Source organism: Dactylosporangium darangshiense, from assembly GCF_039537565.1.
In the GTDB taxonomy this organism is placed as follows: Bacteria; Actinomycetota; Actinomycetes; order Mycobacteriales; family Micromonosporaceae; genus Dactylosporangium; species Dactylosporangium darangshiense.
Window position 1 is genome coordinate 250,740 of record NZ_BAABAT010000010.1, and the last position, 14,505, is coordinate 265,244.

12 protein-coding genes are annotated in these 14,505 nt (G+C 73.2%); 5 read left to right on the plus strand and 7 right to left on the minus strand.

Annotated features, from left to right (window positions below; translation table 11 throughout):
- Window positions 1-85: 85 nt before the first annotated feature.
- Window positions 86-1,888: a 2-oxoglutarate dehydrogenase, E2 component, dihydrolipoamide succinyltransferase gene (gene sucB / locus ABD901_RS21075; protein ID WP_345128813.1), complete on the minus strand. Its 1,803-nt coding sequence runs from the start codon at window positions 1,886-1,888 to the stop codon at window positions 86-88.
- 64 nt (window positions 1,889-1,952) lie between these two features.
- Window positions 1,953-3,338: a dihydrolipoyl dehydrogenase gene (gene lpdA / locus ABD901_RS21080; RefSeq protein ID WP_345128814.1), complete on the minus strand. Its 1,386-nt coding sequence runs from the start codon at window positions 3,336-3,338 to the stop codon at window positions 1,953-1,955.
- 269 nt (window positions 3,339-3,607) lie between these two features.
- On the opposite strand from lpdA, the gene ABD901_RS21085 reads away from it, so the two are divergent.
- Entirely contained in the window at window positions 3,608-3,916 is a 309-nt protein-coding gene (locus ABD901_RS21085; protein ID WP_345128815.1) for a hypothetical protein, read from the plus strand.
- Between the two features lie 72 nt (window positions 3,917-3,988).
- On the opposite strand, the gene ABD901_RS21090 is transcribed toward ABD901_RS21085, so the two are convergent.
- The gene (locus tag ABD901_RS21090) at window positions 3,989-5,554 is read right to left on the minus strand and encodes a leucyl aminopeptidase (RefSeq protein WP_345128816.1); all 1,566 of its coding nucleotides are present in this window, start codon (window positions 5,552-5,554) and stop codon (window positions 3,989-3,991) included.
- 150 nt (window positions 5,555-5,704) lie between these two features.
- On the opposite strand from ABD901_RS21090, the gene gcvT reads away from it, so the two are divergent.
- Window positions 5,705-6,802: a glycine cleavage system aminomethyltransferase GcvT gene (gene gcvT, locus ABD901_RS21095; protein WP_345128817.1), complete on the plus strand. Its 1,098-nt coding sequence runs from the start codon at window positions 5,705-5,707 to the stop codon at window positions 6,800-6,802.
- 86 nt (window positions 6,803-6,888) lie between these two features.
- On the opposite strand, the gene cobS is transcribed toward gcvT, so the two are convergent.
- The gene (gene cobS, locus ABD901_RS21100; protein ID WP_345128818.1) at window positions 6,889-7,632 is read right to left on the minus strand and encodes an adenosylcobinamide-GDP ribazoletransferase; all 744 of its coding nucleotides are present in this window, start codon (window positions 7,630-7,632) and stop codon (window positions 6,889-6,891) included.
- Window positions 7,620-9,434 (minus strand): bifunctional adenosylcobinamide kinase/adenosylcobinamide-phosphate guanylyltransferase, encoded by a 1,815-nt coding sequence (locus ABD901_RS21105; RefSeq protein WP_345128819.1) that lies wholly within the window; start codon window positions 9,432-9,434, stop codon window positions 7,620-7,622. Before ABD901_RS21105 ends, cobS begins: the two co-directional genes overlap by 13 nt.
- A gap of 94 nt (window positions 9,435-9,528) precedes the next feature.
- Between ABD901_RS21105 and ABD901_RS21110 the strand changes: the two genes are divergently transcribed.
- Entirely contained in the window at window positions 9,529-9,729 is a 201-nt protein-coding gene (locus ABD901_RS21110) for a hypothetical protein (RefSeq protein WP_345128820.1), read from the plus strand.
- Window positions 9,730-9,731: 2 nt separating this feature from the next.
- On the plus strand, window positions 9,732-10,517 hold the full coding sequence (locus tag ABD901_RS21115; RefSeq protein WP_345128821.1) for a site-2 protease family protein: 786 nt from the start codon (window positions 9,732-9,734) through the stop codon (window positions 10,515-10,517).
- Between the two features lie 25 nt (window positions 10,518-10,542).
- Here the strand turns inward: ABD901_RS21115 and ABD901_RS21120 are convergent, their stop codons facing one another.
- Window positions 10,543-11,541, minus strand: coding sequence for an aldo/keto reductase family protein (locus ABD901_RS21120; protein ID WP_345128822.1), 999 nt, complete (start codon window positions 11,539-11,541; stop codon window positions 10,543-10,545).
- A 34-nt stretch (window positions 11,542-11,575) separates the two neighbouring features.
- Window positions 11,576-13,054 (minus strand): WG repeat-containing protein, encoded by a 1,479-nt coding sequence (locus ABD901_RS59065; protein ID WP_425556707.1) that lies wholly within the window; start codon window positions 13,052-13,054, stop codon window positions 11,576-11,578.
- A 226-nt stretch (window positions 13,055-13,280) separates the two neighbouring features.
- Between ABD901_RS59065 and ABD901_RS59070 the strand changes: the two genes are divergently transcribed.
- Window positions 13,281-13,709 (plus strand): pentapeptide repeat-containing protein, encoded by a 429-nt coding sequence (locus tag ABD901_RS59070; RefSeq protein WP_380139986.1) that lies wholly within the window; start codon window positions 13,281-13,283, stop codon window positions 13,707-13,709.
- Window positions 13,710-14,505 lie beyond the last annotated feature (796 nt).

The window sequence follows — 14,505 nt, forward strand, 5'->3', positions numbered from 1 at the left end:
GCTTCGGTTCACCGGACGGCGAAGGGGCGCCCCGCGAGCGGGACGCCCCTGACGAACGCTTGGGCCGCAGGCCCGATTCTTTGACTCAGAGGCCGAGGTCGGCCTCGAAGTGGCCGGCCTCCAGGCGCTCCTTCACGGTGGTGAGGAAGCGCGCGGCGTCGGCGCCGTCGACGATGCGGTGGTCGTAGGACAGGGCCAGGTAGACCATCGAGCGCGGCGCGATGATCTCCCCGAGGTCGGGGTCGCTGACCACGACGGCCCGCTTGACGACCGCGCCGGTGCCGAGGATCGCGACCTGCGGCTGGTTGATGATCGGCGTGTCGAACAGCGCGCCGCGGCTGCCGGTGTTGGTCAGCGTGAACGTGCCGCCCGCGATGTCGTCCGGGCTGAGCTTGTTGCTGCGGGTCCGGTCGGCCACGTCCGCGATGCGCTTGGCCAGGCCGGCCAGGTTGAGGTCGCCCGCGTTCTTGATGACCGGGACGATCAGGCCCTTGTCGCTGTCCACGGCCATGCCGAGGTGCTCGACGTCGTGGTAGGTGACGGTGCCCGCCTCGACGTCGATCGAGGAGTTCACCACGGGGTGCACCCGCAGCGCCTCGACCGCCGCCAGGGCGAAGAACGGCAGGAACGACAGCTTCACGCCGTGCGTGGCCAGGAACTGCGCCTTGGCCTTGTCCCGCAGCTTCGCCACCCTGGTGACGTCGACCTCGACGACCGTGGTGAGCTGGGCCGAGATCTGCAGCGACTCGACCATGCGCCGCGCGATGAGCGCCCGCATGCGGGTCAGCTTCTGGGTCTGGCCGCGCAGCGGGCTCGGCGCCGCCTTCGGGGCGGCCGCGGTCGTGCCGGCCGGTGCGGGCGCCGCGGCGGCCGGTGCCGGCGCGGCCTTGGCCGCCTCGGCGGCCGCCTTCGCCTTGGCCGCAGCGTCGAGCACGTCCTGCTTGCGAATCCGCCCGCCGACGCCGGTGCCGGCGAGGCTCGACAGGCTCACGCCGTGCTCGGCGGCGAGCTTGCGCACCAGCGGCGTGACGTAGCCGGCGTCCTCGGCCTCGACCTTGCCGTTGCCGCCCGCCGCGGTGACGTTGGTCGCCGGGCCGGCCGAAACCGGCGCGGCGGCCGCGGGCTGCGGCTCCGGCTCGGCCTTCGGCTGCGGTGCGGGCGCCGGGGCAGGCGCCGGCGCGGCGGCCTTGGGCTGCGGCTGCGGCTGCGGCTCGGCCTTGGGCTGCGGTGCCGGTGCGGGCGCGGCCTTCGGGGCGCCGCCCGCGACGCCGATGACGGCCAGGTCGGCGCCGACCTGGGCGATCTCGTCCTCGGCGACCTTGATCTCCAGCAGCGTGCCGGAGACCGGCGACGGGATCTCGGTGTCGACCTTGTCGGTGGAGACCTCGAGCAGCGGCTCGTCGGCCTCGATGCTGTCGCCGACCTGCTTGAGCCAGCGGGTGACGGTGCCCTCGGTGACGCTCTCGCCCAGGGCGGGCATCTTCACGGCGGTGCCCTCGGCCGCACCGGCGGGCGCCTCCTGCTGTGCCTGCGCCGCGGGCTCCTCGGCGGGCTGGACCGCCTCGGGCTCGGCGGCGGGCTCCTCCTCGGGCTCGGCGGCCGGCTCGGCCGCCGGTGCGCTCTCGGCCGCGGGCGCGGCCCCGCCCTCCGAGCCGTCGCCGATGACGGCCAGCTCGGCGCCGACCTCGGCGGTCTCGTCCTCCTGCACGACGATGCGCGTCAGCACGCCGGCCGCCGGGGACGGGATCTCGGTGTCGACCTTGTCGGTGGAGACCTCGAGCAGCGGCTCGTCCGCCTCGACGTGGTCGCCCTCCTGCTTCAACCAGCGGGTGACGGTGCCCTCGGTGACGCTCTCGCCCAGCCGGGGCATGGTGACCGATACCGGCATGTGAAACGACTCCTCGTTCTTGCTGTGGTGGCCTTACTGTGGCGGCGGTCGGTTGCCAGTTGACTCAGTGGACGTGCAGCGGCTTGCCGGCCAGCGCCATGTGCGCCTCGCCGAGAGCCTCGTTCTGCGTGGGGTGCATGTGCACCAGCGGGGCGACATCGCCCGGGAACGCTTCCCAGTTGTAAATCAGCTGGGCCTCGCCGATGAGCTCGCTCACGCGGGCTCCCACCATGTGGACGCCGACGACAGGGCCGTCCTTGACGCGGACGAGCTTCACGAAGCCCGCGGTCCTGAGGATCTGGCTCTTGCCGTTGCCGGTGAGGTCGTACTGCAGGGTCTCGATCTTGTCCTCGCCGTGGATCTCGCGGGCCTTGGACTCGTTGAGCCCGACCGAGGCGACCTCCGGCTCGGAGTAGGTCACGCGCGGGATGCCGGACTCCTCGAACACCTGCGGGTGCTGGCCGGCGATCTCCTCGGCCACGAAGATGCCCTGCTGGAAGCCTCGGTGCGCCAGCTGTACACCGGGGACGATGTCGCCGACGGCGTAGACGCCGGGCACGGAGGTGCGCAGCCGCTCGTCGGTGAGGACGAACCCGCGCTCCATCTTCACGCCCTGCTCCTCGTAGCCGAGGTTGGCGGTGGTCGGCCCGCGCCCGACGGCCACGAGCAGCAGCTCGGCCTCGATCGTCTCGCCGCCCTGGATCGTCACCTTCACGCCGGAGTCGGTGCGCTCGACGCCCTCGAACGGCTTGCCGACCTTGAACTTGATGCCCCGCTTGCGGAAGGCGCGCTCGAGCGCCTTGGAGCTCGCCTCGTCCTCGACCGCGAGCAGCCGGGGCAGCGCCTCGACGATGGTCACGTCGACGCCGAAGGACTTCCAGGCGCTGGCGAACTCGCAGCCGATCACGCCGCCGCCGAGGACGATCGCCGAGGCCGGCACGTGGTCGAGGCCCAGCGCGTGCTCGCTGGTGATGACCCACTCGCCGTCGACGACCAGCCCGGGCAGGGTCTTGGAGTAGGAGCCGGTGGCCAGCACGACGTTCTTCGCGGTGTACCGCGTGCCGGCGACCTCGACGGCGTCCGGCGCGACCAGGCGCCCCTCGCCCTCGATGAGCTGCACCTTGCGCGCCTTGGCCAGGCCCTGCAGGCCCTTGTACAGCTTGGTGACCACGCCGTCCTTGTAGGCGTTGACGGCCTTCATGTCGACGCCGTTGAACGACGCCTGGATGCCGAACTGGTCGGCCTCGCGGGCGGCGTCGGCCACCTCACCAGCGTGCAGCAGCGCCTTGGTCGGGATGCAGCCACGGTGCAGGCACGTGCCGCCGAGCTTGTCCTTCTCGACCAGCGCGACGGACAGGCCGAGCTGCGCCGCGCGGAACGCGGCCGCGTAGCCGCCGCTGCCGCCCCCCAGGATCAGGACGTCGAAGGAGTTGGCGTGTGGGTCGCTCACGAATTCTCCCAGGTGATGCACGGGCCTGTCGGCTCGTGACGGTGCGAATGCGGGGTTCGCCCTTCGCATGACCGGGGAGGCCGGACCCCACAGGTCGACCTTCCGATCCTTGGCCATCTTGTCACTTGCGCTGCTCGCCTGCGACGGTAGGTGCCCAGTCGCGGGCTCCTGCGGGGAGCTTCGACGACGTACCCTGTCCACGGACCCCGATGGCTGCGCCCCCGTCGAGCCGCGGGACCGTGGTCAGCTCGATCGGGAGGGAGCGGATCGTGGCGTGGTTCCGCCGACGCAAGCCGGCAGCCGGTGGACGCACCGCGAGCCGCGAGGACCTGGCCTACCTCGAGGAGTTCGTGCGCTCGCGCCGTGGCGTCGAGGGCTTCATCGAGCCCCGCACGACCGTGACGGAGACGACATTGCTGCTCATCGCGCACGACGGTGAGTGGACCCGCCGCCGCATGCACAGCCCTCAGGCGGCGCGCCAGTTCGCGCACCGCCTGAGCATGCCCATCTACGACATCGCGCTGGTCGGCTATCCGCAGCGCTGGCGCGACTACAACGCGCGGAACAAGAAGAGCTGAGCCGATCTCCTATTCGGCGGCGATCTCCTCGATCAGCGCGTTCTTCTGGGCGACCTCTCGATCAGCGCGATTTCACTCGGCGGCGATCTCCTCGATCAGCTCCACGAGAGTGCGCACCGGCACGCCCGTGCCGCCCTTGGCCCAGTAGCCGAAGGGCTCGCCGGAGTGGTAGCTCGGGCCCGCGATGTCGATGTGTGCCCACTGCACGCCCTCGGTCACGAACTCCGACAGGAACACGCCGCCCTGCAGCATGTGCCCGGCCCGGTCCATGCCCGAGTTGACCTGTGAGATGTCCGCTACGTCGGAGTCCATCCCCTTGCGCACGTCCTCGGGCAGCGGCATCGGCCACGCCGGCTCGCCGGCCCGCTCGCCCGCGTCGCGGACCCGTTCGCACAGCTCCGGGGTGCCCATCACGCCGGAGATGCGCTTGCCCAGCGCGATGACCTGCCCGCCGGTGAGCGTGGACACCTCGAACAGGTAGTCGGGCTCGTCCTCGCACGCCCGGGCGATCGCGTCGCCGAGGATCATCCGGCCCTCGGCGTCGGTGTTGAGCACCTCGACCTGCTCGCCGCTGTACATCTTCACGACGTCGCCCGGCCGGTACGCGCTGCCGGAGACCATGTTCTCGGCCATCGGCGCGTACGCCACCACGGCCACCTTCGGCTTGAGCTGCGCGACCGCGAGCATGGTCGCGGCCACGGCCGCCGCACCGGACATGTCGGACTTCATCTCCCACATGCCCGCGGTCGGCTTGATGGACACGCCGCCGGTGTCGAACGTGATGCCCTTGCCGACGAGGGCGATGCGCCGGGTGGCGCCGGCCGGCTCGTACGCGATGCGCACCAGGCGCGGCGCGGCCGCCGAGCCCAGGCCGACGGCCAGGATGCCGCCGTACCCCTGCCGGGCGAGCGCCTTCTCGTCGAGCACGGTCACGTCCAGCGACGCCTCGCGCGCGGCCGCGGCGACCTCGTCGGCGAACTGCGGCGGGCGCAGCTCGTTCGGCGCCGCGTTGATCCAGTCGCGGGTGCGCCCGACCACCGAGCCGAGGACACCGGAGCGCTTGAGCGCCTGCTTGGCGGCCTTCGCGCCCGAGTCGGGGACGTGCACCAGCACCTTGCGCACCGGGTCGCGGCGCCCGGCCGCGGGCTTGGACTTGTACCCCGCGAAACGGTAGGCGCCCAGCAGCGCACCTTCGGCGACGGCGCGCACGCCGGTGGTGATCTCGGCGTCGGCCGGCTCGTCGCGGTCGGCCAGCGGCAGCACCAGCGCCACCGACGCCGACCCGGCCAGCGACCGCGCCGCCGCGCCGGCCGCCCGGCGCAGCGACTCCGCCGTGGGCACCCGGCCCTGGTCGCCGTCGACCGGCGCGCCGAGCCCGACCGCGGCCACGATCGGGGCGGCCACCGCGCCGAACGCGGCGAGCTTGGTCACCTCGCCGAGCGCGCCGGTCGCGCCGAGCGCCCGCAGCGTCTCGGCGAGCCCGCCGCCCGGCCGGTCGCCGAATGCCGCCGCCACGCTCTCGGCGCCCGGGGCGAGCAGCAGCTTCGCGTCACCCCCCTCGTGCGCGTAGACGCCGATGACGAGAGCGTCGGCGGCAAGTGCGGCTGGGTCGGTGTCGACCAGGGTCAGGGAGGTCACTTCGGCTCCACATCACTCGTGGTTCGTGAGCATCGTCGTGGTGGTCTGATGTGCTGCGGGCGGCCGCGGATTCACTGCGGCTTCTCCGCAGATTCAGCATGCCGCCCAATCGGGTGCAGGACACGATAACCAACGCGATAGGTTGCGGGCATGACGCAACCCTTGCGGCACCCCGCGTTGTATCACCGTCATGCAGCGCTCGGTGCCAAGTTCGCGGCGTTCGGCGGCTGGGAGATGCCCCTGGAGTACGCCGGCGGCGGCGTGCTCAAGGAGCACACGGCCGTCCGCGAGGACGTCGGCGTGTTCGACGTGTCCCACCTGGGCAAGGCCCGGGTCCGCGGCCGGGGCGCGGCCGCCTTCGTCAACGCATGCCTCAGCAACGATCTCGACCGCATCGGCGCAGGCCAAGCCCAGTACACCCTGTGCCTGGCGGAGGACGGCGGCGTGGTGGACGACCTCATCGCGTACCGGTTCGGCGACGACGATGTCTTCCTGATCCCCAACGCCGCCAACACCGCGGAGGTGGTCCGCCGGCTCGTCGCCGAGGCCCCGACCGGCATCAGCGTGGTCGACCAGCACGAGCTCTTCGCGGTGCTGGCCGTGCAGGGCCCGCGCTCCACCGAACTGCTGTCGGAGCTCGGCCTGCCCACCGACCACGACTACATGAGCTTCACCGTCTCCGCCTACAACGGCACCGACGTGGTGGTGTGCCGCACGGGGTACACCGGGGAGCACGGCTACGAGCTCGTGATCCCGTCCCACGACGCGCACACGCTGTGGGACGCCATCGTCGAGGCCGGCGCCCGCCCGTGCGGCCTGGCCGCGCGCGACACCCTGCGCACCGAGATGGGCTACCCGCTGCACGGCCAGGATCTCTCGCTCGAGATCTCGCCGGTGCAGGCGCGCTCGGGCTGGGCCGTGGGCTGGAACAAGCCGGCGTTCTGGGGCCGCGAAGCGCTGCTGGCCGAGAAGGCGGCGGGCCCGCGGCGGCTGCTGTGGGGGATCGAGGCGCTGGACCGGGGCATCCCGCGGGCGCACATGACGGTTCTCGAGCGCTCCGGCGACGCCCCGATCGGCGAGGTGACGAGCGGCACGTTCTCGCCGACCCGCAAGGTGGGCATCGGCCTGGCCCTGATCGACACCGCCGCGGGCGTGTCCGAGGGCGACGAGGTGGCCCTGGACGTGCGCGGGCGCCGCTCGGCCGTCCGTGTGGTCAAGCCCCCGTTCGTGAAGTCCTCGGTCCGCTGACCCCGTCGGCGCGGCCACTGTGGCGCGCGTCACGAACGTAACCGACATCCCGGATATGTCCGTCACCAAGCGACGGGCATATCCGGTCAGGCCGTCGCCAGGACGATCAGCGCGGCCGCCGTCGACAGCTCGATCGCGGCGCCGATCACATCGCCCGTCAGGCCGCCCAGGCGCCGGCGCGCGTGTGCCGTCAGCGCCCACGAGACCGCCACCGCGGCCAGCACCGCCGCGGGGCCTCGCCACGGGTCGGCCAGCGCCGCCAGGCCCGCCACGACCAGCACGGCCGCGGCCAGCAGCGAGCGCGGCACCGTCTCGGCGACCATCACGCCCAGGCCCTCCGGACGGGCCGCGGGCAGGCCGCGGCGGCACGAGACGGTGGCGCCGAGCCGGCCCGCCGCGTAGGCCGCGGTGAGGGTGGCCAGGGCCGAGGGCCACGACGCGGACAGGAGCGCGGTCGCGGCGGCGGCGTTGATCAGCAGTACCGAGGCGATGGCCGCCACCCCGAACGGCCCGATGTCCGACTTTTTCATGATTTCCAGGGCGCGCTCCGGCGGGGCGTACGAGCCCAGGCCGTCCGCCGTGTCCGCCAGGCCGTCGGCGTGCAGGCCGCGGGTGAGCAGCAGGGAGAGCGCGACCAGCACCGCCGCGGCCAGCAGGGGAGCCGCGCCCGCGAACACCAGGGCGCGGGCGGCGGCGGCCAAGGTGAGGCCCAGCAGCGCGCCGGCCAGCGGGGCCAGGAGCATGGCCAGGCGTACCGTCGGCCGGTCCAGGCGATCGGCGCGGACCGGCGCGACGGTGAACAGGCTCAGTGCGAGCCTCAGTCCTCCCACGACGGTTTCACGTACGGCATCTCGGCGGTGGGGGAGTCCGCCACGACCCGCTGGATCTCGTCCTCGATGCGCTCCTGCTCGCTGCGCCCGTCGTCGGCCTCGTCGGCCGGGGCGGCGGTGCGCGGCGGGGTGGCCGCGGCGATCGTCAGCGCGGTGTTGATCAGCGGCAGCGCCGTCAGCGCCGTGCAGCCCTCGCCCAGGTCCAGGCGCAGCTGCAGGAACGGGTTGGCGCCCAGCACGTCGGCGGCGAGCTTGACCGTCGGGTTCTCGCCGTGGTCGGGCATCAGCAGCCAGTGGCGGGTCTGCGCGCCGTAGTCGCGGGCGACCAGGGCGGCTGCGATGGCGACCGGGCCGTCGATCATGAGCGGCAGGCGGCGGGACGCGGCGCCGAGCACGATGCCGGTGGCCACGGCGATGTCGCCGCCGCCGAGCATCGAGAGCATCACGTGCGGGTCGCGGCTGCGGTTGCGGATGCGGTGGCGCGCGTCGCGGATGGCGCCGACCTTGCGCACCCAGGCGGCGTCGTCGACGAAGCCGGAGGCGTCCACGACCCGGCCCAGCAGCGCGGCCGGCTCGGCGCCGGTGAGCACCGCCACGATCGCGGCCGCCGCGGCGTCGGAGCCCGAGCCGCAGGAGCCGAGGACCAGCAGGTCGACGCCCTCGTTGGCGGCCGCGTCGGCGAGGCGCCAGCCCAGCGTCAGCGAGGCGTCCACCGTGGAGTCGTCGAGGGTGTCGTGCAGCTCGGCCGGGCCGGCGTCGGGGCAGTCGATGGCCTGGACCGTCGCGCCGGCGGTGGCGGCGAGCATGGCGATCGTCGCGGTGCCCTCGACGACGTCGTCGAGGCGGCGGTCGGCGGCCTCGGCGCTGTCGCCGGCCGCGAAGCCGCCGGTGCGGTCGCCGCGCAGGACCAGCACGCGGGGCTGCTGGAACGGGCGCGGGTCGGGGCGGCCCTGCACGCCGCCGGCGAAGCGCACGACGGGCGTCAGCCCGCCCAGGCCGGCGCCGCTCAGCCGCAGGGTCAGCAGGCGCTCGGCGGCCTCGTGCGCGGTCGACTCGTCCGGCAGCGGCAGCTCCATGCCCGGCGAGAACGACAGGGCGTCGCCGCCGTCCGCGGTGGACAGCACCGAGCCGGCGCCGGCCGCCTCGAAGACGAACGGCTCGGCGACGGGCGCCGGGGCGGCCGCCGGGGCCTGCGCGGCCCGGGCGATCGGGCCGGCGCCGACCGGCAGCGAGGCCTCGCGCCGGCCGGCCTGCCCGACCAGCTCGCCGCCGCGCAGCCAGCTGACCTCGCCGGCCACGACCATGGCCACGCCGTCGCAGGCGGCCGCGATCCGCTGGTTGAGCAGCCCGTTGGCGTCGGCGAACGTCCGGCCGGCCTCGGTCGCCGGCAGCACGCCCAGGCCCACCTCGGGCCCCACCAGCACCAGCAGCCCCGCGGCGCACGAGCGCACCGCGTCGGCGAGGACGCCGATGCGATCGTCGGCGGCGGACGGGTTCGACCAGGCGCCGATGGTGTCGTACACCGAGCCGAGCCAACCCCCGAGGTCGTCCACGAGGATCGTCTCCTCGGGCTTGGCCGCGCTCAGCAGCTCCGCCAGCCGCTCGGACGAGCCGCCCAGCTCCTCCGTGACCCACGTGTCGGGCCGGCGCGCCCGATGCGCGGCGATGCGCGCCGCCCAGCCGTCGTCCGAGGAGCTTTCCTGGGCGGTTGCGAAGTACCGCACCGCGCCGGCTCCGGCGACGAGCGCCTCAGCCACTTCCGACTTCCCGGACCGGATTCCTCCGAGCACCAGCAACCGCATGCCCCGTACTTTAGAGGGACACCGGTGGCCGGAGTCGGCTCAGGGCCACGCAGCCGATACGCTCGAAGTCTTCAACTGGGACAGGAGTGTGACCATGGCGTGGACATGGCAGTTCGAAGACGCCGAGAGCAGGCCCGTCGATGGCCCGAACGAGGCGTTTTCCAGCCAGTCCGACGCGGAGTCGTGGCTCGGCCAGACCTGGCGTGAGCTGGTCGCCAAGGGCGCGTCTACGGCGATCCTCACCGAGGACGACCGCACGGAGTACAAGATGAGCCTGTTGCCGGCCGGGGGCTGAGCATGTCGTACGGGCGCTACGGAAGCCGGGTCGGCGGGCTGCCCCGCGAAGCGTTCCGCCCCAGCGCACTCTTCCTGGGGCTCGTCGCGCTGCTGGCCGTCAGCGGCGCGATGGCCTATCTCGGGTTGGGCAGCGATCGGGTCAATGTGTTCCTGTTCGTCGCCTCGGGCTGGACCGTCTCGCTGTGCCTGCACGAGTACTCGCACGCCCTGACCGCCTACAAGGGCGGCGACGACGACGTCGCGCACCGCGGGTACCTGACGCTCAACCCGCTCAAGTACACGCACCCGCTGCTGTCGATCGTGCTCCCGCTCCTGTTCGTCCTCATCGGCGGCATCGGCCTGCCCGGCGGCGCCGTCTGGGTCAACCACGGCGCGATCCGCAGCCGGTTCCTGGACAGCCTGGTGAGCTTCGCGGGCCCGGCGGCCAACCTGGTGCTGGCGATTCTGCTGGTGCTGCCGTTCTCCTTCGGCGTGGACGTCACCGGCCACTACCCGTTCTGGGCGGGTTTGGCGTTCCTGGCGTTTCTGCAGCTCACGGCCAGTGTGCTCAACTTCGTGCCGATGCCGGGGGTCGACGGGGGCAACCTCGTCTACCCGTGGCTGTCGCCGGAGTGGAAGCGCGGCTTCAACCATGTCGCGCCCTTCGGCATGCTGATCCTCATCGCGCTGCTGTTCTCGCCGCGGATCAACGGCTGGTTCTTCAGCTTGGTGTACGCCATCGGAGACCTGATCGGGCTGCCGAGCTTCCTGGCCTCCGATGGCGCCGCCTACTTCAGATTCTGGTAGCCCCTACTAGCCGCTTCGCCGGCGGTCACGGACGGTTGGCGGGGCTCTGCGTGAGCGCAGGGTCCCGCTGGATCACCGCGTCGAGGGCCTCGTCGATCCGCTTGAGCAGCTCCGCGTCGAGCTTGACCCCCGACGCCTTGACGTTGTCCTCGAGCTGCTCGGGCCGGGTCGCGCCGACGATCGCCGACGAGACGTTCGGGTTCTGCAGCACCCAGGCCACCCCGAGCTGTGCCATCGTCAGGCCGGCCTGCTCGGCCAGCGGACGCAGCTGTTGTACCGCCTCCAGCACGTCCTCGCCCATGAGCCGGGAGATGAAGTTGGCCCCCGACTTCTGGTCCGTCGCCCGGGAGCCCGCCGGCGGCGGCTGACCCGGCTTGTACTTGCCGGTGAGCACGCCCTGGGCCAGCGGCGACCACACGATCTGGCCGATGCCGAGCTCCTCGCACGCCGGCACGACCTCGGCCTCGATCACGCGGTACAGCGCCGAGTACTGCGGCTGGTTGGAGATCAGCTGGATGTGCAGCTCCTTGGCGAGCTTCGCGGCGGCGCGGATCTCTTCGGCCCGCCACTCCGAGACGCCGATGTACAGCGCCTTGCCGCTGCGCACCACGTCGGCGAAGGCCTCCATGGTCTCCTCGAGCGGTGTGTTGTGGTCGTAGCGGTGGGCCTGGTACAGGTCGACGTAGTCGGTCTGCAGCCGGCGCAGCGACCCGTCGATCGACTTCATGATGTGCTTGCGCGACAGCCCGCTGTCGTTGCGGCCGGTGCCGGTGCGCCAGAAGACCTTCGTGAAGATCTCCAGACCGTCGCGGTTCTGGCCCTTCAGCGCATCGCCGAGCACCACCTCGGCGCGCGTGCCCGCGTAGACGTCGGCGGTGTCGAACGTGGTGATGCCGAGGTCGAGCGCGGCGTGCACACAAGCGGTGGCCTGATCCGCCTCGACCTGCGAGCCGTGAGTGATCCAGTTGCCGTACGAGATCTCGCTGACGAGCAAACCGGAACGGCCGAGGTGTCGAAACTCCATGCACAAACCCTATGCGAAGCCGTTCACGCGTGTGTTACATCACCGGGCGGGTGTCGGCCAGCAACCGGTCGATCTCACCGGTGACGGCGGTCCGGCTGGCGAAGGTCGGCTGGATGATGGTCCGCCCGCGCCGGTCGAGCGCGCCCCACCGCTGTGAGTCGTCGACGAACAGGAACGCCACCGGGTGGATCATGAGCGTGTGGTGCACCGGCGGCACCAGCACCCGCCCGGAGCGGTCCACGATGCCCTTGCGCCCGTCCAGCGACACGACGGCGAGGCCCTCGTCGCTGAAGCCGTCGATGTACCGGCCGTCCAGCAGCGCCGTGGCGAAGCCGTCGTACTGGAACTGCACCACGACCCGGCCGACGCTGTCGACCGCGCCCCAGTGCCGCCCGCGGCGCACCGCGGCCACGCCCCGGCGGAACGGCCGCACGTCGTCGTAGCCGGTCGAGATGAGCACGGTGTTGTTCTTGTCGATCGCGATCCAGTGGGTGGTGCCGTCGCGCGAGACCCACGCCACGCCGTCGGAGAAGCTGCCCACGCCGATGTACCCAACCGCGGGCTCGATGAGCACCCGGCCGGTGTCGTCGATCAGCTCCCAGTTCTGGGCTCCCTGCCGGTGCACCCAGGCGACGCCGTCGCGGAACGGCTGCACGTCGAGGTACCCGGGCCCGATGACGAAGTTGCCGTCGGACTCTATGTACCCCCAGCGCTGCGTCTGCTCGTCGAACGCCGGCGCCGGCGCCTTGCGGATCTTCAGGATCTCGTCCCGCGTGCGCGGGTAGGGCCCCCACCCCTTCTCGGCGACCCGCCGGAACACCGCGTCGAGCGCGAGCTCGGTCTGCGCGATGAGCTCCGGGTCTTCCTCCTTGCGCAGGTCCAGGGCCCGCTCGAAGTGGTTGCAGGCCTCCATGTAGCGGCCCTGGTCGTAGGCGCAACGGCCCGCGTGCTGGTGCATCGTCGCCCGCAGCCGGTCCGGCAGCTCGGAGGAGTTGGCCAGCGTGAACAGCCGGTCGGCCTCCTCGAACTCCTCCCGCCACTGCAGCACGTGCGCCAGGCGGGCCTGCGCGATCGCGATGCGCCGCAGCTCGCCGGTGGCCTCGGCGTGCGCGAGCGCGAGCTTGCCGTCCGCGAACGCCTTCGGCAGGTCGCCGAGGATGCGCGACACGACGGCGCGCAGGCTGAGCAGCCGGGCCCGGGTCGGGTTGTCGGCGACCCCGTTGAGCTTCGAGGTCAGCTGGTCGCGGATGTCGGTGAGCTGCGTGACCTCGTCGCCCTCGATCTGCTCGCGCAGCGTGTCAGGGTCGAAGCGCCACACGAACGTGGCCAGCACCTGCTCCGGGTCGGGCCCCTGCGCCGGTTCGGCGCGCGGCCCGGGCGGCGAGGTCGGTGCGATGGCCGCGAGCTCGGGCGGGAAGCCTTCGGCGCCCGGGCGCACTATCGGCAGGTATCCGGTCGCCTGCAGCCCGTCGACCCCGGCCCCGGTCAGCTGCGCCGACCGGTAGGACCCCATCGAAGTATTCGACGCAACGGCCGGCGAGGGCGCGTCGGCGACGTCCACGAACTCGACCCGGATGCCGGATCCCGAGGCACCGCCCGGCGGCGCGCTCGCGGGCGCCGCGCTGACGGGGGCCTCCGCGGGCCGCTCACCGGCCGCGTCGCTCAGGGGCGCGCCGCTCAGGGGCCCACTGCTCACGGGCGCGTTGTCGGGCGCCGCGTGGCCGACGGGTGCGCTGCTGATGATTTCTCCGCTCAGGGGGTCGCCGAGGGGCCCGCCGCTGATCGGCGCCCCGCTGACCGGGACGCCGCTCACCGGGACGCTGCTGACGGGGGCGCTGCTCACCGGGGCCGCGCTGACGGGCGCCGCGGAGACCGGGGCCGCGCTGACCGGTGCGTTGCGGGGCGGCTCGGGCGCGATCGGCGCGGAGTCGAGCGGCCCGTGGCCGAGCGGTCCGCTGCCGACCGGTGCATTGGAGAGCGGCCCGCTGCTCACGGGCGCGTTGCTCAGTGGCCCGCCACTGACCGGGGCGTTGCTGAGCGGTCCGCTGCTCACGGGCGCGTTGGGGAGCGGTCCGCTGCTGACCGGGGCGCTGCTCACCGGGACACCGCTCACCGGGGCGTCGCTCACCGGGGCGTCGCTGACTGGCTCGTTGCGGGGAGCGCCGTAGACGCCGCCGGACGAGCGGCCGCCGGGGCCGTTCTTTCCGGATTGTCCCGGACGCCCGGGCTGGTCGACGGGCGCGCCGACGGTGGCGCGGCCCGCGGAGCGCGGCGGCGGCGTGGGCGGCCCGGCGTGCGGGTTGGCGCGCGGATGCCCGGGGTTGCTGCGCCGCACGCGCGGCACCTCGTCGGTCGGCTCGTCGAGCGCGCGGCTGCGCGGGCGGCCGTACGCGTTGCCCTGCGGACGGGGGTGCCCGGCCGGGTCGGGGCCGCGGCGCTCGCCGTAGGCGCGGGGGTCGCGCGGGTCGCCGCCGCGCCCGCGGGGCTCGTCGTAGCCGCGGCGGTCGTCGTACCCCGGCCGGTCGTCGCGCCCGCGGCGCTCGTCGTAGCCCTGCCGGTCGTCGTAGCCCCGGCGGTCGTCGTACCCGCGCGGGTCGTCATAGCCGCGGCGCTCGTCGTACCCGCGCCGGTCGTCGTGCCCGCGACGCTCGTCGTAGCCGCGCGGTTCGTCGTAGCCCCGGCGGTCGTCGTGCCCGCGCCGGTCGTCGTGCCCGCGGGGCCCGTCGTGGCCGCGGCGGTCGTCGTACCCGCGCGGGTCGTCGTAGCCGCGGCGGTCGGGCTGCTCGGGGTAGTCGCGGCCGCGCGCCTGCGGGCCGGGCCGGCCCTGGTGCTGCGGGTGGCCGCCCTGGTCAGGGCCCTGGTCGTAATAGCGCTGGTCGTACCCGCCCTGGTCGGGGCCCTGGCCGCGGTGCTGCTGCCGGCCACGCCGTTCGGCGTCGTCGCGTCGCTGTTCCGGTACTCGTC

Bases quoted from the DNA above. Each gene is read 5' to 3' on its own strand.
- sucB (WP_345128813.1), bottom strand. From the start codon at position 1,888: ATGCCGGTATCGGTCACCATGCCCCGGCTGGGCGAGAGCGTCACCGAG.
- gcvT (WP_345128817.1), top strand. From the start codon at position 5,705: ATGACGCAACCCTTGCGGCACCCCGCGTTGTATCACCGTCATGCAGCG.
- ABD901_RS21105 (WP_345128819.1), bottom strand. From the start codon at position 9,434: ATGCGGTTGCTGGTGCTCGGAGGAATCCGGTCCGGGAAGTCGGAAGTG.
- ABD901_RS21110 (WP_345128820.1), top strand. From the start codon at position 9,529: ATGGCGTGGACATGGCAGTTCGAAGACGCCGAGAGCAGGCCCGTCGAT.
- ABD901_RS21115 (WP_345128821.1), top strand. From the start codon at position 9,732: ATGTCGTACGGGCGCTACGGAAGCCGGGTCGGCGGGCTGCCCCGCGAA.
- ABD901_RS21120 (WP_345128822.1), bottom strand. From the start codon at position 11,541: ATGGAGTTTCGACACCTCGGCCGTTCCGGTTTGCTCGTCAGCGAGATC.
- ABD901_RS59065 (WP_425556707.1), bottom strand. From the start codon at position 13,054: ATGGGGTCCTACCGGTCGGCGCAGCTGACCGGGGCCGGGGTCGACGGG.
- ABD901_RS59070 (WP_380139986.1), top strand. From the start codon at position 13,281: ATGATTTCTCCGCTCAGGGGGTCGCCGAGGGGCCCGCCGCTGATCGGC.